This is a genomic window from Mesorhizobium sp. M1273 (assembly GCF_040318195.1).
GTDB lineage: Bacteria > Pseudomonadota > Alphaproteobacteria > Rhizobiales > Rhizobiaceae > Mesorhizobium.
Genome location: NZ_JAMYLV010000029.1, coordinates 25001 through 50673, shown reverse-complemented (window position 1 = coordinate 50673; position 25673 = coordinate 25001). Strand labels below are relative to the sequence as shown.

The window sequence follows — 25673 nt, the reverse complement described above, 5'->3', positions numbered from 1 at the left end:
CCCCCTGCACAAGCGTCCGCAATTTCAGGCCGAGCAGCAAGGATGGGCCTCGCGGGTAATCGTCTCGCTCCGTCTTTCATGCCCGCCACTTGACGGAGTTGCTTCCGCATAGGCTGCAAACTGGCGTTCAAGCGCCTTGACTGCACTGCTGCGCCAGCCCTCCGCCAGGGATTCCGACATGGGATCGGGGAAGATTTCCTCTTCGCCGTTCTCCACGCCGTCCAGGATCGCGCGCGCGACAGACTCCGGAGAGGCTTTCGCGATGTCCAGGCCCCGGGTCATGTCCGTGTCCACCGGGCCGGGAAGGACCCTGTGGACGCTGACACCCCGTCCGGCCAAAAGGGTGCGCAACGACTGCGACAGCGAGAACGAGGCCGCCTTCGAGACCGAGTAGGCCGGACTGAACGGCACGGCGGCAATCGAGGCCAGCGACAGAATGTTGACGATGGCTCCCCGCGACCGGGCGAGCAACGGCAGCAGAGCCTGGGTAACGTCGTACGAGCCGAAGAGGTTTACGGCGAGCTGTTGTTCGAGCACACGACGGTCGCTGAGGTCATCGATGGGCGATACGCCGGCGTTGTTGATGAGGATATCGAGAGCATCGATCTTCTCGACGGCCTCCCGGATCTGCGCAGCGTTGGTCACATCCATGGTCAGGGGCGTCACACGCCGGTCCGGATGAGCCATCGGTTTGCGGGTTGCGGCATAGACGCGCTTTACGCCTCTGCTCAGGGCTTCCTCGACCAGTGCCCGACCGATGCCCCGATTGGCTCCAGTCACCAGGATGGTTGTACCTTCGATCTTCATTGCGTCTCTCCTAATGCTTATCGTTGTGTTCGAGCGTTGGCGCGCCGCAACTCAGGTTGGCTACAGTCGCCGTTGTCGATACGACTGGTTGGTGAGATGGACTTAGCGCCGGGCATCGAAGCCATGGGAGTGACAAGTGTGACGGGATTCCGATGGACTCGCTGATCACGGCCGCGGCGCATGCGCTTGCGACGGGCGATCCGCTCGGCGCCTTGAAGCGGGTTGCGCTGCGCGACGATGCGCCGGCGCTGGCGTTGCGCGGTATCGCGATGGCGCAGCTTGGCGACCTGGTTCGGGCGAAGGTTCTTCTCAAGAGGGCGGCGCGCGCATTCAGCCCAAGGGAGGCCGTGGCCCGCGCGCGGTGTATCGTCGCCGAGGCCGAGATCGCGCTCGTCTCGCGCGACCTTACCTGGCCGGCCAAGGCACTCGACGCCGCACGGGCGACGCTCGAAAAGCATGGCGACCGCGTCAACGCCGCGCATGCGCGCAACCTCGACGTTCGGCGCCTGCTGCTGATCGGCCATCTCGACGAAGCCGAGCGCAGGCTGGACGGCTTCGATCCGTCGCCGCTGCCGCCGGCATCGCGGGCCGCCCACGAGCTGGCTGTCGCCGGCATCGCCATCCGCCGCTTGCGGACCGGTCCTGCGCGCGCCGCGCTCGGGCTGGCGGCGCGGGCGGCGCGCGCGGCGGGCATCCCCGCGCTGATCGCGGAGGTGGAGAGCGCATCGCTGGTGCTGGACACGCCGGCCGCGCGCCTTGTCGCGCGTGGCGGGGAACGGCCCCTCCTGCTCGATGAAGTCGAAGCGCTCCTGGCGTCGGGGGCGCTCGTGGTGGATGCATGCCGCAATGTCGTGCGTGTCGCAGACACCGTCGTCTCGCTGGCGACCCGCCCGGTGCTGTTCGCGCTGGCCCGCGCGCTGGCCGAAGCCTGGCCGGGGGACGTGGCAAGAGCGACGCTCATTGCGCGCGCTTTCCGCGGAAAGGACGCGGACGAATCACATCGCGCACGATTGCGCGTCGAAGTCGGGCGGCTTCGCGCGGAGCTTCGGAGCTTGGCGGATGTGAGCGCGACGAAGCGGGGCTTTGCGCTGGCCCCGCGCCGCGCAGGTGAGGTCGTCGTGCTGGCGCCACCCGTCGAAGAAGAGCATGCCGCCGTGCTCGCCTTCCTCGCGGACGGCGAGTCTTGGTCGAGTTCGGCCCTGGCGATTGCGCTTGGAGCCAGTTCGCGTACCGTGCAGCGAGCGCTCGAGCAGCTCGCCCAGGCCGGCAAGGTGCAGTCGTTCGGCCGCGGACGGGCGCGTCGCTGGATGACCCCGCCGCTGACGGGTTTCCCGACAATCTTGTTACTCCCCGGCCCACTGCCGGGCTACTAGGATGGAATTATGGAACGATCCGCAGCCGAAATCCTTCGAGAATATGGACCCTTTCCGGGTGTCGACCACGTGGACGGCGTTACCTTCGACGGTGAGCATGTCTGGTTTGCCTCAGGCGACAGATTGAACGCCTTCGATCCGGCGAGCGGCAAAGTGGTGCGCTCGATCGACGTCGCGGCACACGCCGGAACGGCCTTCGACGGCCAGCACCTCTATCAGATCGCCGAGGATCGCATCCAGAAGATCGATCCGAAGAATGGCCAGGTGCTGGCGACGATCCCGGCGCCCGGCAATGGCGGTGATTCCGGGCTCGCCTGGGCCGAAGGAACACTCTGGGTCGGGCAGCATCGGGGCCGAAAGATTCATCAGGTCGATCCCGAGACAGGGGCAATTCTTCGCACCATCGTTTCCAACCGCGTCGTCACCGGCGTCAGCTGGGTCGACGGCGAGCTGTGGCATGGCACCTGGGAGGGTGAGGAGAGCGATGTCAGACGGATCGATCCTGAAACGGGAAAGGTCCTTGAGAAGCTCGATATGCCGCCGGGAACAGGCGTGTCGGGGCTCGAATCCGATGGCGGCGACCAGTTTTTCTGTGGCGGCGGAAACAGCGGCAAGATCAGAGCTGTTCGCCGGCCCAAACGAGGCTCGGCGACCAGGATCTGAGTTTTTGCCGTCCGTAGCCGTTTGACCATTCGAGCTAACTGGTTTTTGCGGTTTTTAGCCCGGTGGTCCGAACCAGGTGTTCATCGCGTCTTGAAGACCATCCTGCGTCCTGTCGCCTACCCAAGCAACATATCCGTCGGGTCGGATTAAAACTGCGGTTGGAGCGGAGACCAAACCTAGCGCAGGCAACTCCCATGGATCGTCGCATTTGGCGTAAACCAACTTAATGCGGTCTGACCACGGCTTGATGTCGAGGCTGCCCGGCGCGTCGAGATTCAAGAGCACTGGCCGCGCATTTTGGAGGAGCGCAAATACGCGCATGGGACCATCAGGCGTGGCCAGGTCGAGGTCGGGCATGCGGCGGCCGACCAGCGGATGCGCCTGGCCGAGGTCGTAATGGATACCAAGTCCGGACATCTCGGCAGCGATCCGTTTGCGAGGCTCCTCCATCCTAAGGAGCTCTGATACGATTTCACGCAAGGCTTCAGTGCGATCATCAGTACGTTGCAATGCGACCTGTGCCATTGTCGTACGCAACACGCGGGCCGCAACCGGATGCCGCTCGATGTGATAAGTGTCGAGCAAGCGTTCAGGCGATGTTCCTTTCACCACTTGGGCCAACTTCCAACCGAGGTTCACCGCATCCTGCACACCGATATTGAGGCCTTGTCCGCCCACCGGGGAATGCACATGGGCGGCATCGCCCGCTAGGAGAACCCGGCCCTTGCGGTAAGCCGCCGCCTGCCGCGATATGTCCGTGAACCTGGAAATCCAGGTTGGGCTATGGATTCCGTAATCTGTTCCGCATGCGGCGACGAGCGCTTCGCGGAGATCGCGCAGCGTGGGTTCGGTCGTGGCGCCGACATTCTTTTCAGTGACCATGACGCCTATGGGACCTTTACCGGCAAAGACGACCTTGCCGTCACGAATTTCGTACTCTTCCCTGCCGAAGGCATGGATGCCAAGTGCGGTGCGATGAATGCCCAGTGGCGGCTCCTCCGCCATCTCGGCCTCGGCGAGGATGCTGCTGGTCGTCGCATCCCATCCTCGAAACTCAATGCCAGCAGCTTTGCGGACCAGACTGCGGCCTCCATCACACCCGACGAGATAGCTTGCCCGCAGCGACGCACCATCGGACAGTTCGATGGTGACGCCGGCGTCGTCCTGCACGAAACACGTCAATTCACGGGCGCGATAGATCGGCACTGCCAGCTCGCTGACCCATCCAGCGAGAATGCGCTCAATGTGTTTCTGTCTCAGCGCCAGCCCGTAGTTGTGGCGGGTCGGAAAATCGCTGATGTCTAAACGCATCGCCGCGAATCCCGTGACTTGGGCTATTTGTCCTTCGGCGAGGAACCGGTCCGCGATGCCGCGCTGATCGAAAACTTCGAGAGTGCGTGAACTCAGACCTCCAGCACGCGAACCGGCAAGCTCCTGGTTCGGGCGGCGTTCGACAATGGCTACGTCGATGCCTGCCAACGCCAACTCGCCTGCCAGGGTCAGGCCCGTCGGACCTCCTCCGGCAATCACGACTGCATGTTCTGTCATCGGCAAACTCCCCTGGCAGTTACGACTCCCAATCAATGATCGCAGAGTCCCAGTGGTTGCCGTTTGGGTTAGTTCAGGCTCGCTATCAATTTTTCGAGCAGGCGTGCGAGCATGATCTGCTCCGGGCGTGCTAACCCAGAAAGTATCTGGTGCTCGTTGGCGACGTGAGCGGTAACCGCCTCCTCAATCAACGCCAGACCCCTTTTAGTCAGTTGCACGACAATGCCGCGGCGATCGTCGGGGTGCGGCCCGCGCTTGATCAGACCGGATTTCTCGAGCCGATCGAGGCGGTTGGTCATCGCGCCCGACGTTACCATCGTCGCCTCGTAGAGAGCCGTCGGCGTCAGCGCGTATGGCGGCCCGGAACGACGCAGCGTCGCCAGCACATCGAATTCTCCGGATTGCAGCCCGTAACTTGCAAACAGCGGCGCCAGCCGCTCTCGTGCGATCAGCGAGGCGGCCTCGTTCAACCGTCCGAGCACGGCCATCGGCGAGACATCGAGATCCGGCCGTTCCTTTTTCCATTGCCCGATCGCTTTTGCTGCGCGATCCATGTCTCTCACCGTTATGTATCTTGACGTGAAGAATCTTTACCTTATCTTACCTCAGCTTGCGATATTGGCCAAGTGCCGCGAACGGGCGACGGGACGGTGCGATGAAATTTCTCTGGGACTCGGCGCTTGGCCTTCTGGTTGTCACCGGTGGACTGCTCGGCCTGACGCTGCCGTTCGGCAAGATCGCGACGGCGGCCGGCGTGGCCGCCATGGTCTGGGCCTTCGTCATCTCGCTTGGTGCCGGCGGCGTGCTTTTGTGCGCATTGCTGCTCAACGGGAAGCGCATGCGGCTTACGCCGCACAGGCTGCGCTATTTCTTCGTCACCGCGGCCGTCTCATATGCAATCCCCAATCTGCTGATGTTTTCAGCCATTCCGCATCTGGGCGCCGGCTACAGCGGCATCATGTTCACGCTGTCGCCGGTCGTCACGCTGGTGTTCTCGATGCTGCTCGGCGTCAGGCGCCCGACCATGCTGGGCATCGTCGGCATAGTCGTCGGTTTCGTCGGCGCAGTCATGGTGGCGGTGACGCGCGGCGAAGCGGGCCAGCCGGCCGAATTTTTCTGGGTTGCGATGGGCCTGCTCATCCCGGTCAGCCTCGCCGCCGGCAACATTTACCGCACCGTCGACTGGCCCGAAGGCACCGGCCCGATCGAGCTCGCCGTCGGCAGCCACCTGGCAGCAGCCTTGATGCTGTTTGCCGGCATTCTGGTCCTGCTTGGCGGCAATGCATTCGGCTCGCTCGGCGGCGTGCCGCTGGTCGCAGCGGCACAGGTGGCATCAGCCTCGGCGATGTTCGCCTTCTTCTTCCGCCTGCAAGCGGTCGGCGGCCCGGTCTATCTCAGCCAGATCGGCTATGTCGCGGCGGCGGTCGGGCTGTTTGCCGGGACCCTCTTCCTCGGCGAGCGCTATCAACTGCTGACCTGGGCCGGTGCCGTCATCATCACCGCCGGCGTGTTCATCACCACCAAGGCGCAAAGCCAGAGGCCATAGCGGCCAGAAGGCGTAAGCTTCAGACGGATGCCTTCTCCGCCAGCACCATGTAGTTGACGTCCATGTCCTTCGAGCGCTGCCAGCGGTCGGCGAGCGGGTTGTAGGTGACGCCGGTGCGGTCGATGACGGTCAGGCCGGCGCCGGCAAGCGCCTTTTCCAGTTCCTCGGGGCGCACCAGCTTGCCGAACTGGTGGGTGCCGCGTGGCAGCCAACGCAGCACATATTCGGCGCCGATGATGGCCAAGCCCAGGGCCTTCAGCGTGCGGTTGATGGTGGCGACGAACATGATGCCGCCAGGCTTGACCATCTCGCCGCATTTGGCCAGAAACAGATCGACATTGGCGACATGCTCGACCACTTCCATGTTGAGGATGACGTCGAATTTTTCGCCGGCATCGGCAAGGTCTTCCGCGGTCGTGGCGCGATAATCCACGCTCACGCCGACTTCCGCCGCATGCAGCTTGGCCACTTCGATGTTGGTGGCGGAGGCATCGGCGCCGACCACTTCGGCGCCAAGCCGCGCCATCGGCTCGCACAAAAGCCCGCCGCCGCAGCCGATGTCAAGGAAGCGCAGGCCTTCGAACGGCCGTGCCGCACGCGGATCGCGGCCGAAGCGGGCCGCCACCTGGTCGCGGATATAGGCAAGCCGGATCGGGTTGAACTTGTGCAACGGGCGGAACTTGCCGTTCGGGTTCCACCATTCGGCGGCAAGGGCGGAAAATCGTTCCACCTCTCCGGCATCGATCGTCGATCGTCGGGGCTCAGGCATGGCGTGGTCTCCTCGGACGCTAGGAAGTCGGGCGCGAGGCTGCGAATGTCAAGGCGCGAAATTCACCGCCGGCGGTGCGATGCGCGCGATGCCTTCCGGCGCCGCCTTTTGCCGGCTGCATTTGTGTCAGCACGTGTCAGTTGATGGTGTGCCGGAAGGAAACGCCTAGGCTTTGGCGGACGAAGCAGAGACATCGGGTTCGGAGGAGTGCGCAATGATGCGAGCGGTTGCTTCCATTCTTTGGCGCCGGCTTGACCAGGAAGGCCACGACGCTTGCCTTCTGTCGGAAGCGAGTTCCGGGTGGAACCTCAGGGGACACGCGCTTTTCGTCCAGGACGGCGAGCCGTGCAGCATCGCCTACGAGGCGGACTGCGACGCCGATTGGCATACACGATCGGCGCGCGCCGACGGCTTTCTCGGCACGCAACAGCTGCATTACAGGATCGACCGGCTGACCGAGCGCCAATGGACGCTGAACGGCGAGCATCAAGCGGAAGTCGACGGTCTCATCGATGTCGATCTCGGCTTCACGCCCGCCACAAACCTTTTGGCGCTTCGCCGCTTTGCCCTCGATGTCGGTATGGCGACGCCCGCGCCGGCAGCCTATCTGACATTTCCCGAACTCAGGCTCGTTCGCCTCGAGCAAACCTATCAGCGCGTCGATGCTGCACATTACGCCTATGCCGCCCCGATGTTCGGCTGCCACGAGACACTGGAGGTCTCGCCGCTCGGTTTCGTCCTCGACTATCCGCGCCTGTGGCAGGCCATCGTGCGGACGGGCTGAACCGCCCGCGTTGGGAGTGCAGCTGGCCGGTGTGGCTTAACGGCAAATTTACGATATTGGCGGTTTCTTAACGTTGGGTCAGTGTTTGGCATTTAGATTGCTGTCCGAGTAGGGGCAGCCCGGTGCGCATAAGAACCCAGATAGTCGCGACATTGTTCAGCGCCGTGGCCTTGATCGGCCTGGTCGGCGGCGTTGCGATCGTCTCGCAGATATCGCTGACCAAATCCGTGGCGCTGGCCGAGGCGACAAGCGTCGCACGGCAGTTGGCCGAAACTATTGCCTTCAGGGCATCGGACGCGCCGCGTTCATTATTCGAGAGACCCGATGCGCTCCGCGAATTCGTGACTTTGCAGCACGGCCGCTCGAAACGCGATCTCGTCATCGTAGACAAAAACAAGGTTATTTTCGCCGACGTTCCGGGAGAAGAGCAAAATATCGGCACGACGTTCGACTACGATCCCGGCAATGAAATCGCCCGGACGATTGACGACGGCGTGCCGCGCAACTTCGTCGAGGCCAGTGCCGACGTGGCCGATCCGATTGACCTGGTTGCGGTGCCGATCGAGGATGCACCCGGCAAGATCGTCGGCGCCGTCCTGTTCGAGTATACGCCGCTGCTGCGTGCCGCGCAGCAGCGCACGAACGATATGCTGTGGCTTGTGGGCCTGTGTACCGCGGCAGCCGTGCTGATCGCGGCGGCCTCCGCCTTCCTGTTGTTGCGAGGCTTCAGTAAAGGCCTTGCTGGTCTCAACCGCGGCATCGAATCGCTGGCGCGCGGCGACGCCGGGGCCCGTATCGGCCGCACCTCCGATGACGAGTTCGGACAGTTGGCGCAAGGGTTCGACACTATGGCCTCCGAAATCGAAGCCTCGCGCGCTCAACTTGTCGATCAGAAGGCCTACATCGAAGACATCGTCCAGACCGTTGCCGAAGGCATCGCCGTCATCGACGGCAAGGGTCAGGTCGTGTCCGTCAATCCGGCGGCAGCCGAGATCATCGGGCGGCGCAGCGACAAGGTCGTAGGGCAGGACTGGCAGTCGGCCCTGGATATCCGGGGGCCGTCGGGAGACAAGCCCGCGTCGGGAACATCTCCGGTCGAACTGGCCATGACCACCGGCCGCCGCCACCAGAATGAGGTGAGGCTGGCAAAACCGGATGGCACGTCCTTGCCCGTGGTCGTCAGCTGCAATCCGCTCAACCGCGCCGATGGCGGCATCGTGCTGACGCTCAGCGACATCAGCGACCTGCGCAGTGCCGAGCGGGCGGTGCACGATCGTGCCGAAGAACTGGCGAGGCTCAATCGTGAACTGAAAGAGACATCGGAGGCCACGACCCGCCTGGTCAAGCTCGGCGAACTGCTTCAGGCCTGCGTCACTTTTCACGAGGCATTTTCCGTCGTCGGCTCCGCCATGCCTGATTTCTTCGGCGGATTGAGCGGAACCGTTCATCTGACCAGTGCGTCGCGCAACCTGGTGGAGGAGATGGCGCATTGGGGCACCATCCGGTCGAGCGTCGGCCAGTTCGGACCGGAAGATTGTTGGGCGCTGCGGCGCGGCCAGGAGCACGTCGCCGGTCCAGGCATGCTGACGCCGCGCTGCAACCACATCACCGAAAATGGCGGTCGCGGCTATGTCTGCATGCCTCTAGCAGCGCAGGGAGAGACGCTCGGCATCCTGCATCTGTGCGAGCCGGACGCCGCCGCCAAACCGGAATGGCTGGCCGAACGGCAGCAGATACTGCGCGGCGTCGTCGATACGCTGGCGTTGGCGCTTGCCAATCTGCGTCTGCGCGAAACGTTGCGTCAGCAGTCGATCCGGGATCCCAACACCGGGCTCTACAATCGCCGCTACCTTGAGGAGACCAGCAGCCGCGAGCTCAGGCGCCTGGAACGTGCCGAGCAGCCGCTGACGTTGATCATGCTCGACGTCGATCATTTCAAGCAGTTCAACGATACGTTCGGTCACGAAGCGGGGGATCTCGTCCTCAAGCAGGTGGCCGCCACGCTGGTCGACCATGTCAGGGAAAGCGACGTGGTTTCGCGCTACGGCGGCGAGGAATTTGCCTTGATGATGCCTGGAACGTCATTGGCCGATGGCGCTGATCGCGCCGAAGCTCTGCGAAAGGCGATCAAGCAGCTGCATGTCACGCACCGCGGCCGCACGCTCGGCACCATCACCGCGTCGTTCGGGGTCGCCGCCTTCCCGGAGCTCGGCGCCTCATGGGCGGAGATCGTCAATGCCGCGGATCGCGCTTTGTATCAGGCAAAGGCTGAGGGCCGTGACCGCGTCATCGCCGGAGCGGGTCTCGCCCGTGTCGAGCAGCAAAAGCCAAAACTCACCAAGAGCGTGGCTTGAAATCTGGTTGATCGACGGGGCAAGGCGACGGAATCCTCACCGCCTTGCGAAACCGCGATCATTTGGCTAAGGAGGCCGCGCATCGAGCGCCCGGCCACAGCTTGGCGCATTTTTCCGCTTTTCGGCCTCCGGTCCGGCATCCAGTCAAAGGCATTTCGCTTCTATGGCGCGCATCGTGATGAAATTCGGCGGAACCTCCGTCGCCGACATCGCCCGCATCCGCAATGTGGCGCGTCATGTCAAACGCGAGGTCGACGCCGGCCATGAGGTCGCCGTCGTGGTCTCGGCGATGTCCGGCAAGACCAACGAGCTCGTGCAATGGACGCGCGAGGCCTCGCCGATGCACGATGCGCGTGAATATGACGCCGTGGTCGCGTCCGGCGAGCAGGTCACTGCCGGCTTGCTGGCGATCGCGCTGCAGAATATCGGCGTGCATGCCCGCTCCTGGCAAGGCTGGCAGATCCCGATCAAGACCGACAACGCGCATGGCGCGGCGCGCATTCTCGATATCGACGGCGGATTCCTGATCAAGCGCTTCGGCGAAGGCCAGGTGGCGGTGGTCGCCGGTTTCCAAGGCATCGGGCCGGACAACCGGATCGCAACGCTCGGCCGCGGCGGTTCCGATACCAGCGCTGTCGCCATCGCGGCGGCGGTCAAGGCCGACCGCTGCGATATCTACACAGATGTCGACGGGGTCTACACGACCGATCCGCGCATCGAGCCGAAGGCGCGGCGGCTGGCCAAGATTTCCTTCGAGGAAATGCTCGAAATGGCCTCGCTCGGGGCCAAGGTCCTGCAGGTGCGCTCGGTCGAGCTTGCCATGGTGCACAGGGTGCGTACGTTTGTGCGGTCGTCCTTCGACGATCCCGATGCACCCGGAATGGGGGATTTGCTCAATCCGCCGGGAACGCTTATTTGCGACGAGGAAGAGATCGTGGAACAGCAGGTCGTCACCGGAATTGCCTATGCCAAGGACGAAGCGCAGATTTCGCTGCGCCGCGTCGGCGACCGGCCGGGCGTCGCCGCCGGCATTTTCGGGCCGCTGGCCGAGGCCAACATCAACGTCGACATGATCGTCCAGAACATTTCCGAGGACGGCAAGTTCACTGACATGACCTTCACCGTGCCATCCGGCGACGTCGACAAGGCGCTCGCCGTGCTCGAGCGGCTGAAGGCGACGATCGGCTACGACGTGGTGCAGTCGGAAGCCGGCATGTCGAAGGTCTCGGTCATCGGCATCGGCATGCGCAGCCATGCCGGTGTCGCCGCTACCGCCTTCAAGGCGCTGGCCGACCGCGCGATCAACATCCGCGCCATCACGACGTCCGAAATCAAGATTTCGATCCTGATCGACGGTCCCTATACGGAACTAGCAGTTCGCACTTTGCATTCCGTGTACGGTCTGGATAAGCAGTAGCAGACTGCATCGGCCCGAAAATCGGAATCGATTTTCGGAAGGCAGGATGCAACGGATCGAAAATCTTGGAGCGGTCTTTATGCGTCCAATTGGACGATGGCGCTCTAATTGAGTTGTTGCGTTTGTGCCGCTGTGCAGGGCAACCTGCACCGGTTGAAATGCTATTGGAGGAAGAAGCCGCGATGCGTGATTCGGCCAGTGGCCCGCGCGTTTTGCTGAAACGGCTCCGCGAGCTCATGCAAGAGCCGCTGGAGCCGCAGGAGCGGCTTGACCGAATCGTGCGCGACATCGCCTCCAACATGGTTGCCGAGGTCTGCTCGCTCTATGTGCTGCGCGCCGATTCGGTGCTCGAACTCTACGCCACCGAAGGCCTGAACCCGAACGCCGTCCACCTGGCGCAGCTCAGGCTGGGCCAAGGTCTGGTCGGCACGATCGCGGCCTCGGCGCGGCCGCTCAACCTCTCCAATGCGCAGGAGCATCCTGCCTTCGCCTACCTGCCGGAGACAGGGGAAGAGATATACAATTCCTTCCTCGGCGTGCCGATGCTGCGGGCAGGGCGGACACTCGGCGTCCTGGTCGTGCAGAACAAGACCATGCGCCATTATCGCGACGACGAGGTCGAGGCGCTGGAAACAACGGCGATGGTGATCGCCGAGATGATCGCCACCGGCGATCTGGAGCGGCTGACAAGGCCCGGCCTCGAGCTCGATCTGCGCCGCCCGGTAAGCTTTACCGGCCTGTCCTTCAACGAAGGCGTCGGTCTCGGCCATGTGGTGCTGCACGAGCCGCGCATCGTCGTCACCAATCTTTTCAACGAGGACAGCGAGGAAGAGGTCAGGCGGCTCGACGCGTCGCTCGGCTCGCTCAGGCTCTCCATCGACGACATGCTGGAGCGCCGCGACGTCGCCTTCGAGGGCGAGCATCGCCAGGTGCTCGAAGCCTATCGCATGTTCGCCAACGACCGCGGCTGGGTGCGCCGGCTCGAGGAGGCGATCCGCAACGGCCTGACGGCCGAAGCGGCGGTCGAAAAGGTGCAGAGCGACATGCGTGCCCGCATGCTGCACATGACCGATCCGTATCTGCGCGAACGGATGAGCGATTTCGACGATCTCGCCAATCGGCTGCTGCGGCAGCTGATGGGGCGCGGACCGGAGGACGTCGCGGCCTCGCTGCCCAAGGACGCCATCATCGTCGCCCGCTCCATGGGTGCTGCGGAGCTGCTCGATTATCCCAGGGACAAGCTGCGCGGGCTGGTGCTGGAGGACGGCGCCGCGACCAGCCATGTCGTCATCGTGGCGCGGGCCATGGGCATACCGGTCGCCGGCCAGATGAAGGGCGCCGTTTCCATGGCGGAAAACGGCGATGCCATCATCGTCGACGGCGAGGAAGGCGCGATCCATCTGCGCCCGCAGCCCGACCTCGAGGCGGCCTATGCCGAGAAAGTGCGTTTCCGGGCGCGGCGGCAGGAGGTCTACCGCGAGCTGCGCAAGAAGCCGTCGGTGACCAAGGACGGTGTCCAGGTCGACCTTCTGATGAATGCCGGGCTGGCGGTCGATCTGCCGCAACTGGCCGAAGCGGGTGCGGCCGGCATCGGCCTGTTCCGCACAGAGCTGCAATTCATGGTCGCTTCGACCTTTCCGCGCGCCGAAGCCCAAGAGCGGCTCTATCGTGACGTGCTCGAGGCGGCGCGCGGCAAACCGGTGACGTTCCGCACCATCGATATCGGCGGCGATAAGGTGCTGCCCTATTTCAAGGGCTCGATCCAGGAAGAGAACCCGGCGCTCGGCTGGCGCGCCATCCGCCTGACGCTCGACAGGCCCGGATTGCTGCGCACCCAGATCCGCGCGCTGCTCAAGGCGTGCGGCGGGCGCGAACTGAAGCTGATGCTGCCAATGGTGACGGAACTCGGCGAGATCGCGCAGGCGCGCGAGATCATCGACCGCGAGGTCCGGCATTTGTCGCGCTTTGCCCATCATTTGCCGACCAGCCTGAAGGTTGGGGCGATGCTGGAGGTGCCGTCGCTGCTGTTCCAACTCGACGAACTGATGAAGGCGGTCGATTTCGTCTCGGTCGGCTCGAACGACCTGTTCCAGTTCGTCATGGCGGTGGATCGCGGCAACACCCAATTGTCCGACCGCTTCGACCCGCTGTCGACGCCGTTCCTGCGTGTTTTGAAGCAAATTGCCGATGCCGGGGCGCGCAACCAGACGCCGGTGACCTTGTGCGGCGAACTTGCCGGCAAGCCGATCTCGGCGATGGCGCTGATCGGCCTTGGCTACCGCTCGATCTCGATGTCGCCGGCATCGATCGGCCCGGTCAAGGCGATGCTGACGGAACTGCCGCTCAGCGAGTTGGAAGCGTTCTTCGACGACAATCTGATGGCGCCGGCGCATGGCCTGCCGATGCGGGCGCTGCTGCAAGCCTTTGCCGACGACCGCTCTATACCGCTATAGACTTCGCCATGATCAACCTGCCCCGCGACCGTATGGATCAAGTCGTAAAGCGTTTCGACATGCTCGAAGCACAGATGTCGGCCGGGCCAGCGCCGGACGCCTATGTCAGGATGGCCTCCGAATATGCCGACATCCAGGAGATGGTGGCAAAGATCAGGGCACTGCGCGCCGCGGAGCACGAACAGGGCGATCTGGAGGCGATGCTCGCCGACAAGGGCACCGACGCCGAGATGCGGGCCTTGGCCGAGGCCGACCTGCCGGAGGTCAAGCATCGCATCGAGGCGCTGCAGAAGGACATCCAGATACTGCTGTTGCCCAAGGATGCCGCCGACGACAAGAATGCCATCCTCGAGATCCGTGCCGGCACCGGCGGCGACGAGGCGGCGCTTTTCGCCGGCGACCTGTTTCGCATGTACGAGCGCTATGCCGCGGCGCATGGCTGGCGTTTCGAGACGGTGTCGGCCAGCGAGGGTGAGGTCGGCGGCTACAAGGAAATCATCGCCACCGTTTCGGGCAAGGGCGTCTTTGCCCATCTGAAGTTCGAATCCGGCGTGCACCGGGTGCAGCGCGTGCCGACGACCGAGGCGGGCGGACGCATTCATACCTCGGCGGCGACGGTCGCGGTGCTGCCGGAAGCCGAAGAAGTCGACATCGACATCAGGGCCGAAGACATCCGCATCGACACGATGCGCGCCTCGGGTTCCGGCGGCCAGCACGTCAACACCACCGATTCGGCCGTGCGCATCACCCATCTTCCGACCGGCATCATGGTGGTTCAGGCGGAAAAGTCGCAGCACCAGAACCGGGCGAAGGCCATGCAGATCCTGCGCGCCAGACTCTACGACCTCGAGCGCAGCAAGGCGGACGAGGAACGTTCCGAATCGCGCAAGTCGCAGGTCGGCTCGGGCGACCGCTCGGAACGCATCCGCACCTATAATTTTCCGCAGGGTCGCGTCACCGATCATCGTATCAACCTGACGCTCTATAAGCTCGACCGGGTGATGATGGGCGAACTCGACGAGATCATCGACGCGCTGATCGCCGATCACCAGTCGAAGCTGCTCGCCGATATCGGCATCGATGGCTGACAGCCTGCCCGCCACGCTGGCGCCGCTGCTGCGGGAGGCGCGAAACCGGCTCACCGCAGCCGGGATCGCGGATCCGGCGCTCGATGCCAGGCTGATCGTCGAGCATTTTTCCGGCACCAGTCGCACGCAGGCCATCGCCGATCCCGGGCGCGCTGTCGATACGGACGTGACGGCGGTAATCGAAGCCGCCTTGCGGCGGCGCATCGCCGGCGAGCCGGTACACCGAATCCTTGGCTACCGCGAATTCTACGGCTTGCGCCTTTCGCTTTCGCCGCAAACGCTGGAGCCGCGGCCGGATACCGAAACGCTGGTCGAGGCTATACTGCCCTTCGTCAAGGCAATGGCGGCACGCGAGGGCTGCTGCCGCATCCTCGATCTAGGGACCGGTACCGGTGCCATCGCGCTGGCGCTGCTCAGCGCCGTTCCGGCCGCGACCGCCACCGGCGTTGACATTTCGCAGGAGGCGCTGGCCACAGCCATGCGTAATGCCGGGGAATTGGGGCTCGCCGGCCGGTTCACGCCGCTCAAATCCGACTGGTTTGATAAAGTTTCTGGCCGGTACCATGTAATTGTCGCAAACCCTCCCTATATACCCTCAGACGACATTGGAAATCTGCAGGACGAGGTCCGCGGTTTCGATCCACGCCAGGCCCTCGATGGCGGTGTGGACGGTCTGAGCCCCTACAGGAAGATCGCCGCGGGAGCGGCAGCGTATTTGGAAGTCCAAGGCAGGATTGCGGTCGAGATCGGCCATACGCAGCACCAACAGGTTACGGAGATATTCTCCGCGGCCGGGTACCGTTCGGTCGGGGTGTTTCGTGATCTCGGCGGAAACGACAGAGTTCTTGTGTTCGAACGGTGAAAGCCGTGATGCAGTGCGAAAAAAGCGCTTGGCAATACCGGGGAATGCGGCTAGGGTCGCCTTAACCGGATGAGACGAAGCAGGCAGTGCTCTTAGCGATTCGGTTTTCCTTGGAAATAGCTGCCTTCTTGCGCAAACGACGCCCAAGCTTCGTGCGGGAATCGTCCGGCAAGTGAAGTAACCGGAACAGGATGGCACGTGGCGCCAACGCAATTGATGCGGGCGAACGCCGGTGAAGGAACGAAACGGCTGGCCGCATGAGCGCCTCCGTTCGTGAAGAGTTTTTCGAAAATTTCAAAGTGAAGAGAGTCTAATGAGGCCACAACAGCAAAACAGGCGCATGCGCGGTCGCAACAACAATGGCGGCGGCGGCAACAACAATAACAACAACAACCGTAAGGGGCCTAATCCCCTGACGCGCAACTACGAGAGCAACGGCCCGGACGTGAAGATCCGCGGATCGGCTCAGCAGATTGCCGAGAAGTACGCAACCCTTGCCCGTGACGCGCAAAGCTCCGGCGACCGGGTGATGGCGGAAAACTATCTCCAGCATGCAGAGCACTATAACCGCATCATCGCAGCCGCTCAGGCGCAGATGCCGATCCAGAACGCGCAGCAGAATCGCGATGATTTCGACGATGACGGCGACGAGGATCGCGACGAGTTCGACAATGCCGGCAACAACAATGCCAACGAGGCATCGGCTTCGGCCAATCACGGTGCCGGCCCGCAGCCGGTCATCGATGGCACGCCGGCCGAGCTGGCGCTGAACCAGGAAAACAGCCGCGACAATCGGGGCGGCCGCGACAACCGTGACGGCCGCGACAACAATGGCGGACGCCACCGTGACCGTCGCCCCAATGGCGGTTACGGCCAGAACGGCCAGCGCGGCGAGTATGGCGCGCGCGGCGAGCAGCAGGGTGGACAGCGCGTCGAACAGCCACGGCGCGACGAGACGCCGGCGCAGGCGGAGCCCGTACCGGCCGCTGAGCCGGTCTTTGTGAGCGAGCCCGCACCGCAATTCCAAAACCTTTCGCCGGCGGGTCTCGCCGCCCAGGCCGAGATCAACGAAGCCGCGGCCGAAAACAGCCCGGCACGCCGCCCCAGGCGTCCGCGCCGTCCGCGGCTCGATGTCGAACAGGCAAATGGCGGCAACGACAACGCCGGCCCTGACAGTGCCGAGACAAGCAGTGCCGAGACAAGCAATGCCGAGACTGGCAATACCGACGCTGGCAATGTCGATGCAGCGCCGGCTGAAGGCCCCGGCGGTCAAGCTGTGATCGCAGACGTCGAGAATTGATCGGAAAAACGTTCAGCCGATCTTAGCGCATCCTTTACCCTGGACGGCGGAGAGAAATCTCCGCCGTTTTTGTTTTGCGCGCTCGGAATATTATGCGTTCGCCAGTGTCGAGGCGTCTTGAGGGTCCGTGGTTTGCGTCCCATATCTTGCGTGAACAGGATCCGGCTCGAACGGGCGGGTCCGTCACCGCAATCTGATCCGGTGCCGCGAAGCGGGCCGGTGACGGAAGGAGACAGGCATGAATCTTGAAAAATATTCCGAGCGCGTGCGCGGCTTTATCCAGTCCGCGCAAACCATGGCGCTTTCCCGCAATCACCAGCAATTCACCCCCGAGCATATCCTCAAGGTCCTTGTCGATGACGACGAGGGCCTGGCTGCGTCGCTGATCGAGCGCGCCGGCGGCAATGTCCGTGACGTCAAGCTCGGCGTCGAAACGGCACTGGAGGCAATGCCCAAGGTCGAGGGCGGCAATGGCCAGCTCTATCTGGCGCAGCCGCTGGCAAAGGTGTTTTCGACCGCCGAGGAACTGGCCAAGAAGGCCAGTGACAGCTTCGTTACCGTCGAACGGCTATTGCAGGCGCTGGCCATGGAAAAATCGGCCAAGACCGCCGACATCCTGTCCAAGGCGGGTGTCACGCCGCAGGCGCTGAACCAGGTCATCAACGACGTACGCAAGGGTCGCACTGCCGATTCGGCGAGCGCCGAGCAGGGCTACGACGCGCTGAAGAAATACGCGCGCGACCTGACGGCGGACGCCCGCGCGGGCAAGCTCGATCCGGTCATCGGCCGCGACGACGAAATCCGCCGCACCATCCAGGTGCTGTCGCGCCGCACCAAGAACAACCCAGTGCTGATCGGCGAACCCGGCGTCGGCAAGACGGCGATCGCCGAAGGGCTGGCGCTGCGCATCGTCAATGGCGATGTGCCGGAATCGCTCAAGGACAAGCAGCTGATGGCGCTCGACATGGGGTCGCTGATCGCCGGCGCCAAATACCGCGGCGAGTTCGAGGAGCGGCTGAAGGCGGTGCTTTCCGAAGTCACGTCTGCCGCCGGCGGCATCATTCTGTTCATCGACGAGATGCACACGCTTGTCGGTGCCGGCAAGGCGGATGGCGCCATGGACGCGTCGAATCTGCTGAAGCCGGCGCTCGCCCGCGGCGAACTGCATTGTGTCGGCGCAACCACGCTCGACGAATACCGCAAGCATGTCGAGAAGGATGCGGCCCTTGCCCGCCGCTTCCAGCCGGTCTTCGTCAATGAGCCGACGGTCGAAGACACTGTCTCGATCCTGCGCGGCCTGAAAGAGAAATACGAGCAGCACCACAAGGTGCGCATCTCGGATTCGGCACTGGTCGCGGCCGCAACCCTGTCCAACCGCTACATCGCCGACCGCTTCCTGCCGGACAAGGCGATCGACCTGGTCGACGAGGCCGCGTCGCGGCTCCGCATGCAGGTCGATTCGAAGCCCGAGGCGCTGGACGAGATCGACCGCCGCATCATGCAGCTCAAGATCGAGCGCGAGGCGCTGAAGGTCGAGAAGGACGATGCCTCGAAGGACCGGCTCGCGCGGCTCGAGAAGGAGCTCTCGAACCTCGAGGAGGAATCGACCGAGCTGACCTCGAAATGGCAGGCCGAGAAGCAGAAGCTCGGGCTTGCCGCCGACCTCAAGAAGCAGCTCGACGAGGCGCGCAACGAACTTGCCATCGCCCAGCGCCAGGGTGAATTCCAGCGCGCCGGCGAACTTGCTTACGGCAAGATCCCGGAACTCGAAAAGCAGCTGAAGCAGGCTGAAGCCAGGGATGGCAAGGCCGGCATGGTCGAAGAAGTGGTCGGCCCCGATCACGTCGCCCATATCGTCTCGCGCTGGACGGGGATCCCGGTCGACAAGATGCTGGAAGGCGAGCGTGACAAGCTGTTGCGCATGGAAGACGAGATCGGCAAGCGCGTCGTCGGCCAGGGCGAGGCTGTGCAGGCGGTGTCGAAAGCGGTGCGCCGGGCCCGCGCGGGTCTGCAGGACCCGAACCGGCCGCTCGGCTCGTTCATGTTCCTCGGGCCGACGGGCGTCGGCAAGACCGAACTGACGAAGGCGCTGGCCAGCTTCCTGTTCGACGACGAGAGCGCGATGGTGCGCATCGACATGTCGGAGTTCATGGAGAAGCATTCGGTCGCCCGGCTGATCGGCGCGCCTCCCGGCTATGTCGGCTACGAGGAAGGCGGCGCGCTGACCGAAGCGATACGGCGCCGGCCCTATCAGGTCGTGCTGTTCGACGAGATCGAGAAGGCACATCCTGATGTCTTCAACGTGCTGCTGCAGGTGCTGGACGACGGCCGGCTGACCGACGGGCAGGGCCGCACGGTCGACTTCCGCAACACGCTGATCATCATGACGTCCAATCTCGGCGGCGAATATCTGGTCAATCTCGGCGAGGACCAGGATGTCGACGTCGTGCGCGACGAGGTGATGAATGTCGTCAGGGCTTCGTTCCGGCCGGAATTCCTCAACCGCATCGACGAGGTGATCCTGTTCCACCGGCTGCGCCGCCAGGATATGGGCCAGATCGTCCAAATCCAGCTCAAGCGGCTGGAAAACCTGCTTGTTGACCGCAAGATATCGCTTTCGCTCGATCAGGAGGCGATCGACTGGCTGGCGGCCAAGGGTTACGACCCGGCCTATGGCGCGCGGCCGCTGAAGCGGGTGATGCAGAAGGAATTGCAGGACCCGCTGGCGGAAAAGATCCTGCTCGGCGAGATCCTCGACGGCTCAACCGTCAAGGTCACCGCCGGCTCCGACCGCTTGAACTTCCGCTCGAAGCCCGCGGTCGTGGCAACCGAGGCGGCTGCCTGAGCTCAAGCCAAGAGCTTGTTCCATCCCGATCGAATCGGGATGGAATTCCTATCTTCAATCTCGACCATGATCCTTTCCGAAAAACCGGCATACCCTTTTGTTACGCCGGCCTTCGGTTCATGGTCCAACATCACTGGCGGGGCGCAGATGACGCTGGACGACTATAACAGCTTCTGCGCCTCGCTGCCTTCGGCGACCCATGTCGTGCAGTGGGGCGGCGCCCATGTCTGGAAGGTCGGCGGCAAGGTCTTCGCGATCGGCGGCTGGAGTGAGGGCAAGGAGCCGTTCGTTACCTTCAAATGCTCCGACATCGCCTATGACGTGCTGAGGGAGCAGCCGGGCCTTCGGCCTGCGCCCTATCTTGCCTCACGCGGCATGAAATGGATCCAGCGCCAGACCGGCGAAAGCATGGATGATGGCGCGCTGAAGGATTACCTGCGCGAAAGCCACCGTCTTGTCGTGCTGAAGCTGACGAAGCAGGCGCGCAAGGAATTGGGACTCGCTGCCGGTTAATCGGTCAGAAATCCGCCATCTTCATGCCCGGTTCATATTGGAACCTTATCGTTGGCAACTGATTTGCTGGCGAAGGGGTTCGCCTACCACATCGGCCCGAAATCGAGTTTTGATTTTCGCAAAGCACGATGCGGAGATTTAAAGCGTTAGAGCGTCCTTTGCGCGTCGAAAAAGACGCGCGGCGCTTTGAAGAGACAATGCCGGCGGCGGCAATTACGGACCGGAGAATTTGGCCATCATGTTGCGCACCATCTTCACCCTTTCAGCGCTTGCTGCCGGGCTGCTGGCGTCGAATGCGATGGCCTCGCCAATAGTGGATACCGCGCCACGGGTGGTTCGTGCCGCCAATGGCGGCGGCATTCTTGTCGCCCAGAACGGCAATCTCGATATCTACTACGATGCCAGGGGAAACCGCGTCATCGTCGATGCGGAGACCGGCAAGGTCATCGCCATCCAGCCGCCGCAGACCAGGCTCGACCGCCGCGCCTTGCGCCGCGAGCGCTTGCGCAACCTCGGACCGGTCGAGGACGACCGCTATTATCTCGACGACCCGCAGGACATGGCGCGCTATCGCCGCAGGCAATTGGAAGACGAGGGCAGGATCATCGTGCCGCCGGCCGACGACTACGACCTTAATGGCGACAATTCGGTGGAAGCCTTCCCCGAAGCGCCACGGGATGACGGCTACGGCAACGATTATCCGGAGGCAGCGCAGCCGGTGAGGCCGCGCACCATCGAGCGCCAGCCGCTCAACGAGGCCTCGATCGAGCCGGTCGAGCCGACGGTGCCGAACGAGCAGGCGGCCTTACCGCCAGACACAGCCCCGCCGCCAAGCACTGGCGGCAAGACGGCGGTCGACCCGTCGCTTGCGCTCGGCGCCCGCGAGGACGTGGCGGCACTGCAGGTGCTGCTCGACCGTGCCGGTGCATCGCCCGGCGTCATCGACGGACGCTTCGGCTCGAATGTCGACAAGGCGCTCGCCGCCTATAATGAGATCACCGGCAGCAATCTGAAATCGACCGACGCAATCGGCATCCAGGCGGCCCTGGCGCAATCCGGCGGCGATGCCTTCGCCTCATATACGATCACGCCCGAGGATGCGGCCGGTCCCTATGTCGCCTCGATACCGGAGGACTACAGCCAAAAGGCCCAGCTCGATCGGATGGGCTACACGTCGGTACCCGAAGCGCTGGCCGAGCGCTTCCATATGGATGAAACCTATCTGAACAAGCTCAATCCGGACGCCAATTTCAATCGTCCGGGCACCATCATCAAGGTCGCCAATTTCGGCAGGCTGGTGGCGACGCCGGTGGCGCGCATCATCGCCGATAAGTCCAATAAGCAGGTCCGCGCCTATGATGCGGCGGGCAAGCTGGTCGCAGCCTATCCGGCGACTATCGGCTCGTCCGACACGCCGTCGCCGTCCGGCACGCATGCGGTGTCGCGTGTCGCATTGGACCCGAACTACACCTACAACCCGAACATCAATTTCAAGCAGGGCGAAAACGACAGGATCCTGACCATCCCGCCGGGGCCGAACGGCCCGGTCGGCTCGGTCTGGATTGCGCTGGACAAGCCGACCTACGGCATTCACGGCACGCCGGATCCGTCCAAGATCGGCAAGACCGAAAGCCATGGCTGCGTGCGGCTGACCAATTGGGACGCGCGCGAGCTTGCCAAGATCGTGACGCCCGGCGTTACGGTGGAGTTCGTCGAGTAGGGCATGTTGATATTCAGGTGATGCCGGCCAGCAAACGGCGGCTTCCTCCGCTTCCGGTGCTCACGTACCCAAAAGTACGCTCCGCTCCGGTTCTCGGAAGCCACCATTTTCGGCTCGGCCTGACCTGAATCTCAACACACCTAAAGCGGACAGGCGTCGCTCCATTCACCCGATGACCTTGCGCAGCAGTGGCGCGCGCAGCGCTGCGGCATAGATCAGCTGCACCACCAGGATGAAGCCGACGCTGAGCAACGGGCTGATCAGGCAGAGTGCAGCGCCGACGGCCCACAGGATCTGTGCCTTGACGATGCGCAGATAGACCGTTCGGGTGGTCTCCGCGTCGACACCTTCGGCCAGAAATCCGTTTTTGTCCGCGTAGCGCCAACTGGCGAGCAGCGTCAGTCCGAGCATCAAAAGATTGAACCAGTAGACGAGCACCGCAGTCCTGAATTCGAGGAAGTCGGCGAGAAGGTCGGTCGAGAACGGCAGCAAGGCGATAAAGCCAAGGAAGCAGAGGTTCAGCGTGGCAAGCCGCCGGTCGGATTTTGCAATCAGCCCGTGTTGCGCCTGCTGGCCGAACCAGAAGATGGTCAGCGTCAGGAAGCTGAGCGCATAGGTCAGGAAGCGCGGCGCCAGTGCTGTGATCGCTGTGATTAACTCGCGTTCGGAATGCACCGTTTCATGCGCCGGCACCCTGATCTCGAGAACGATCAGGGTGAGCGCGATGGCGAACACGCCGTCGGTGATGCCGACGACGCGCCCGCGTCCTTCCGCCGAGGGTTCGAGCGGTCGTTTCATGCGGTATTTCCCCCTTGCCTGTAGCGCTGCGAGAAGCTTAGCACGGCACTTGCCGTTTGCACCCTGAGCGGCGTGATCCTGCCTGTGTGGCCAGGTTGGACCTGGTTTCAACGAGAACAGTCTGCTGGCCGGTTGTCGCCGGCGCGCCGGCGATCTAGGTAAGGCGGCATGCACACGCCAACCAAAGTCGGTACCGGCGCCGTTCCCCTGACCGGCTCACTTCCCGCCGATACGTTCTGTCCGCTGGCGCAGCGGCGGTTCGTGCTGATCGCCGCGATCCTGGCTTCTGCGCTCGGCTTCATCGACGGGTCGGTCCTGGCCATTGCGACGCCGGCGATCCGCGTCGACCTCGGCGCCAGCCTCGCCGAGGCACAATGGATTTCCAATGCCTACGCATTGACACTCTCAGCCCTCATTCTCGTCGGCGGCGCCGCCGGTGATCGCTTCGGCCTGCGCCACTCCTTCGTCGCCGGCATCGTCCTGTTCATTGCCGCCTCGCTTGCCTGCGCGCTGGCGCCTGACCCGGCGGTGCTTATTGCGTTTCGGGCTATCCAGGGTGTCGGAGCGGCCATCATGGTGCCGGGCAGCCTGGCCATTATCGCCAAAGCCTATCCGAAAAAGGAACGCGGCCGGGCGATCGGCATCTGGGCCGCAGCATCAGCACTGACGACGGCGCTCGGCCCGGTGCTGGGCGGCTTCGTGCTGTCGGCGTTCGGCGACGGCATCTGGCGGGCGATCTTCGCCATCAATCTGCCGCTCGGCCTTATCTCGGTCTATCTTCTGCTGGCCAAGGTCCCTGCCGACGCGCCGGCGGAAAAGCGCAGCCTCGATCTCGGCGGCGCTGCACTCGCCATATTGGCGTTCGGAGCTCTCGCTTACGGTCTGACCTCGATGAGCGGCGACGGGGAGGGGCTGATGTCCGGCCCGAGTATTGCCGCCGGTGCGGTTTTGCTCGTCGTGTTCATCGTCTTCGAGCGCCGGCGGCGCGAGCCGATGATCGATCTGTCGTTGTTTCGGATCGGCGCGTTCGCGGGCGCCAATGTGGCGACCTTCTTCCTTTATTTCGCGCTGTCGGCCAATCTGTTCTATCTGCCGATGCTCATGATCGCCGGATGGGGGCTGAGCGCGGCCGAGGTCGGTTTCATCTTCTTGCCGCTTTCGGCATTGATCGCAGTGTTGTCCGGACCGGTCGGCCAGTGGTCCGACCGCATCGGGCCTCGCTTTCCGATCTCCAGCGGCAGTCTGGTTGTGGCTCTTGCCTTTGCCGGACTTGCCTTGCTGGCCTATTGGGGCATCCACAATTTCTGGATCGGGGTATTCCCGCTGATGGCATTGATGGGGCTCGGCATGGCGCTGGTGGTATCGCCGCTGTCGACCGCCGTCATGACGGCGGTCGAGGACAAGGATACGGGTGCGGCCTCGGGCATCAACAACGCCGTCTCGCGCATCGGCGGCCTGATTGCCGTGGCGGCGATGGGATCGCTGGCGGCCTGGGTCTATGCTGGCGTGCTCGGCACCGCTGCCGGCTCCGGCATTCCGGGTTTCGGCGAACCGCCGCCAGCCGGCCTGGCGCCCGGCCTCGATGCGGCACGACTTGCCGCCAGCGACGCGGCATTCGCCGCCGTTGCCGCGGTGACCGCGGTGCTTTGCCTGCTTTCGGCAATCGCCGCGTGGACGACGGTTTCCGGCGAGCGGCTGCCATGGGCGCGCGACACGGCGAATCAGCACGGCTGACGACGAAAAACGTCGGCTCAGCCTTCGATCTTGGCGCTCGCGACCTTCAACTGATTGCTGTCTTCCTGCTTGAGCAGGTCGTCGATGCGTTCGCGCTCGCGCTTGAAGGCGACGAGGTCGTCGCCCTTCAGCGTCTTGCCGACCGGTAGGCGGACGCGCATCGAATCGACCTTTGTGCCGTTGACGATCAGTTCGTAATGAAGATGCGGACCGGTGGAGAGGCCGGTTGAGCCGAGATAGCCGATAACCTGACCCTGGCGAACGCGAACACCCGGCTCGATGCCTTTGGCAAAGGCGCTCTGGTGATTGTAGGACGTCTCGTAGCCATTGGCGTGACGCAAGATGATCTGCTTGCCATAGCCACCGGCCCAGCCGGCTTTTTCGACGACGCCATTGCCCGCGGCAATGATCGGCGATCCCACGGGAGCTGCCCAGTCGGTGCCGGTATGCATTTTCACATACCCCAAAATGGGGTGGCGCCTGGCACCGAACCCTGACGTAAATCGGCCATTGGGCAACGGATTGCGCAGCAGAAACTGCTCGGCGCTGCTACCATTTTCGTCGAAGTAGTCGGTGCTGCCGTCCTGCATCTGGAAACGGTAGAAATTTCGCGTCGTGCCGCCGAAAGTCGCGGAGACGTAAAGCAGCTCGGATTCGTCAGACGCCTGGTCGTCGCCATCGGGCTGCGAGAACAGCACTTCGATGCGGTCCGTGGGATTGAGGCGCGACTGAAAGTCGACACTGGATGCCAGCAACTTGATCAGTCGTTGCGTCATCGCCTTGGACATGCCGTAGGAATAGGCGGTGCGGTAGATGCCGTCATAGACGTTCGGCAGATTGCCGCGCACTACGGGCGCAGGCGAATCGTCGAACGCCGTCAGCAATTCGGGATTTGGCTCCGGCTCCTGCGCCGGCACGTACTGGTCGTGGTCGTCGAGTGCGATGGTGACGATGTGCTGGGTCCTGTCGTACACGCTGGTGCGAACGATCTTGGCGGCGTCGCCATGGACCTCAAGCCCAACGCGCAGCACGGTTCCTGCCTTGAGGGCCGTCGCATTCAGCAATTTGGCGATCGCCTCGGCCATTCCGGTGGCATCCT

At 63.5% G+C, this 25673-nt stretch carries 20 protein-coding genes (1 of these 20 cut by a window edge); 14 read left to right on the top strand and 6 right to left on the bottom strand.

The features are described 5' to 3' along the window. Positions 1-24 precede the first annotated feature (24 nt). A complete protein-coding gene (locus NKH30_RS24795; protein ID WP_352997409.1) occupies positions 25-807 on the bottom strand; it encodes an SDR family NAD(P)-dependent oxidoreductase in 783 nt (260 codons plus the stop codon). 152 nt (positions 808-959) lie between these two features. Between NKH30_RS24795 and NKH30_RS24790 the strand changes: the two genes are divergently transcribed. Then, entirely contained in the window at positions 960-2180 is a 1221-nt protein-coding gene (locus NKH30_RS24790) for a helix-turn-helix domain-containing protein (RefSeq protein ID WP_352471322.1), read from the top strand. Between the two features lie 9 nt (positions 2181-2189). Next, positions 2190-2843, top strand: coding sequence for a Vgb family protein (locus tag NKH30_RS24785; protein WP_352471321.1), 654 nt, complete (start codon positions 2190-2192; stop codon positions 2841-2843). A gap of 54 nt (positions 2844-2897) precedes the next feature. Here the strand turns inward: NKH30_RS24785 and NKH30_RS24780 are convergent, their stop codons facing one another. Together NKH30_RS24780 and NKH30_RS24775 are read right to left on the bottom strand one after the other, a co-directional pair. Continuing rightward, positions 2898-4391: an FAD-dependent monooxygenase gene (locus NKH30_RS24780; protein ID WP_352997408.1), complete on the bottom strand. Its 1494-nt coding sequence runs from the start codon at positions 4389-4391 to the stop codon at positions 2898-2900. Between the two features lie 68 nt (positions 4392-4459). After that, positions 4460-4945 (bottom strand): MarR family winged helix-turn-helix transcriptional regulator, encoded by a 486-nt coding sequence (locus NKH30_RS24775; RefSeq protein ID WP_352997407.1) that lies wholly within the window; start codon positions 4943-4945, stop codon positions 4460-4462. A gap of 101 nt (positions 4946-5046) precedes the next feature. On the opposite strand from NKH30_RS24775, the gene NKH30_RS24770 reads away from it, so the two are divergent. Beyond that, complete coding sequence (locus NKH30_RS24770; RefSeq protein ID WP_352503215.1) at positions 5047-5937, top strand: DMT family transporter; 891 nt, start codon at positions 5047-5049, stop codon at positions 5935-5937. 19 nt (positions 5938-5956) lie between these two features. Here NKH30_RS24770 and ubiG read toward each other — a convergent pair whose 3' ends face one another. Then, positions 5957-6706 carry a bifunctional 2-polyprenyl-6-hydroxyphenol methylase/3-demethylubiquinol 3-O-methyltransferase UbiG gene (ubiG, locus tag NKH30_RS24765; protein WP_023675148.1) on the bottom strand — a complete coding sequence of 250 codons (750 nt, stop codon included), beginning with the start codon at positions 6704-6706 and terminating at the stop codon, positions 5957-5959. Positions 6707-6920: 214 nt separating this feature from the next. On the opposite strand from ubiG, the gene NKH30_RS24760 reads away from it, so the two are divergent. The 10 genes from NKH30_RS24760 (at position 6921) to NKH30_RS24715 (ending at position 22042) form a co-directional block, all read left to right on the top strand. Continuing rightward, positions 6921-7490, top strand: a complete 570-nt coding sequence (locus NKH30_RS24760) for a putative glycolipid-binding domain-containing protein (RefSeq protein ID WP_352997406.1) — start codon at positions 6921-6923, stop codon at positions 7488-7490. 122 nt (positions 7491-7612) lie between these two features. Beyond that, a complete protein-coding gene (locus tag NKH30_RS24755; protein ID WP_352997405.1) occupies positions 7613-9844 on the top strand; it encodes a sensor domain-containing diguanylate cyclase in 2232 nt (743 codons plus the stop codon). 163 nt (positions 9845-10007) lie between these two features. Beyond that, a complete protein-coding gene (locus NKH30_RS24750; RefSeq protein WP_352471486.1) occupies positions 10008-11261 on the top strand; it encodes an aspartate kinase in 1254 nt (417 codons plus the stop codon). 182 nt (positions 11262-11443) lie between these two features. Beyond that, positions 11444-13714, top strand: a complete 2271-nt coding sequence (gene ptsP / locus NKH30_RS24745) for a phosphoenolpyruvate--protein phosphotransferase (RefSeq protein ID WP_352997404.1) — start codon at positions 11444-11446, stop codon at positions 13712-13714. 8 nt (positions 13715-13722) lie between these two features. Next, positions 13723-14802, top strand: coding sequence for a peptide chain release factor 1 (prfA, locus tag NKH30_RS24740; protein ID WP_352471314.1), 1080 nt, complete (start codon positions 13723-13725; stop codon positions 14800-14802). After that, positions 14795-15664 carry a peptide chain release factor N(5)-glutamine methyltransferase gene (gene prmC / locus NKH30_RS24735; RefSeq protein WP_352997403.1) on the top strand — a complete coding sequence of 290 codons (870 nt, stop codon included), beginning with the start codon at positions 14795-14797 and terminating at the stop codon, positions 15662-15664. The genes prfA and prmC overlap by 8 nt, the downstream gene beginning before the upstream one ends. Positions 15665-16004: 340 nt before the next feature. Further along, a complete protein-coding gene (locus tag NKH30_RS24730; protein WP_352767952.1) occupies positions 16005-16964 on the top strand; it encodes a DUF4167 domain-containing protein in 960 nt (319 codons plus the stop codon). A gap of 238 nt (positions 16965-17202) precedes the next feature. Then, positions 17203-19809, top strand: coding sequence for an ATP-dependent chaperone ClpB (gene clpB / locus NKH30_RS24725; protein ID WP_352767951.1), 2607 nt, complete (start codon positions 17203-17205; stop codon positions 19807-19809). 147 nt (positions 19810-19956) lie between these two features. After that, positions 19957-20322: an MmcQ/YjbR family DNA-binding protein gene (locus NKH30_RS24720; protein ID WP_352456638.1), complete on the top strand. Its 366-nt coding sequence runs from the start codon at positions 19957-19959 to the stop codon at positions 20320-20322. Between the two features lie 238 nt (positions 20323-20560). Then, complete coding sequence (locus NKH30_RS24715) at positions 20561-22042, top strand: L,D-transpeptidase family protein (protein WP_352767949.1); 1482 nt, start codon at positions 20561-20563, stop codon at positions 22040-22042. Positions 22043-22207: 165 nt separating this feature from the next. Here the strand turns inward: NKH30_RS24715 and NKH30_RS24710 are convergent, their stop codons facing one another. Then, entirely contained in the window at positions 22208-22840 is a 633-nt protein-coding gene (locus tag NKH30_RS24710; RefSeq protein WP_023675159.1) for a TMEM175 family protein, read from the bottom strand. Positions 22841-23008: 168 nt separating this feature from the next. On the opposite strand from NKH30_RS24710, the gene NKH30_RS24705 reads away from it, so the two are divergent. Continuing rightward, positions 23009-24574 carry an MFS transporter gene (locus tag NKH30_RS24705; RefSeq protein WP_352997402.1) on the top strand — a complete coding sequence of 522 codons (1566 nt, stop codon included), beginning with the start codon at positions 23009-23011 and terminating at the stop codon, positions 24572-24574. A 17-nt stretch (positions 24575-24591) separates the two neighbouring features. Here NKH30_RS24705 and NKH30_RS24700 read toward each other — a convergent pair whose 3' ends face one another. Beyond that, positions 24592-25673, bottom strand: the 3' portion of a protein-coding gene (locus tag NKH30_RS24700) for a M23 family metallopeptidase (RefSeq protein WP_352475052.1). Its footprint extends 877 nt past the window's final position; 1082 of the gene's 1959 nt are visible here — the last part of the coding sequence; its start codon lies off the right edge, out of view — the gene reads right to left on this strand; its stop codon occupies positions 24592-24594.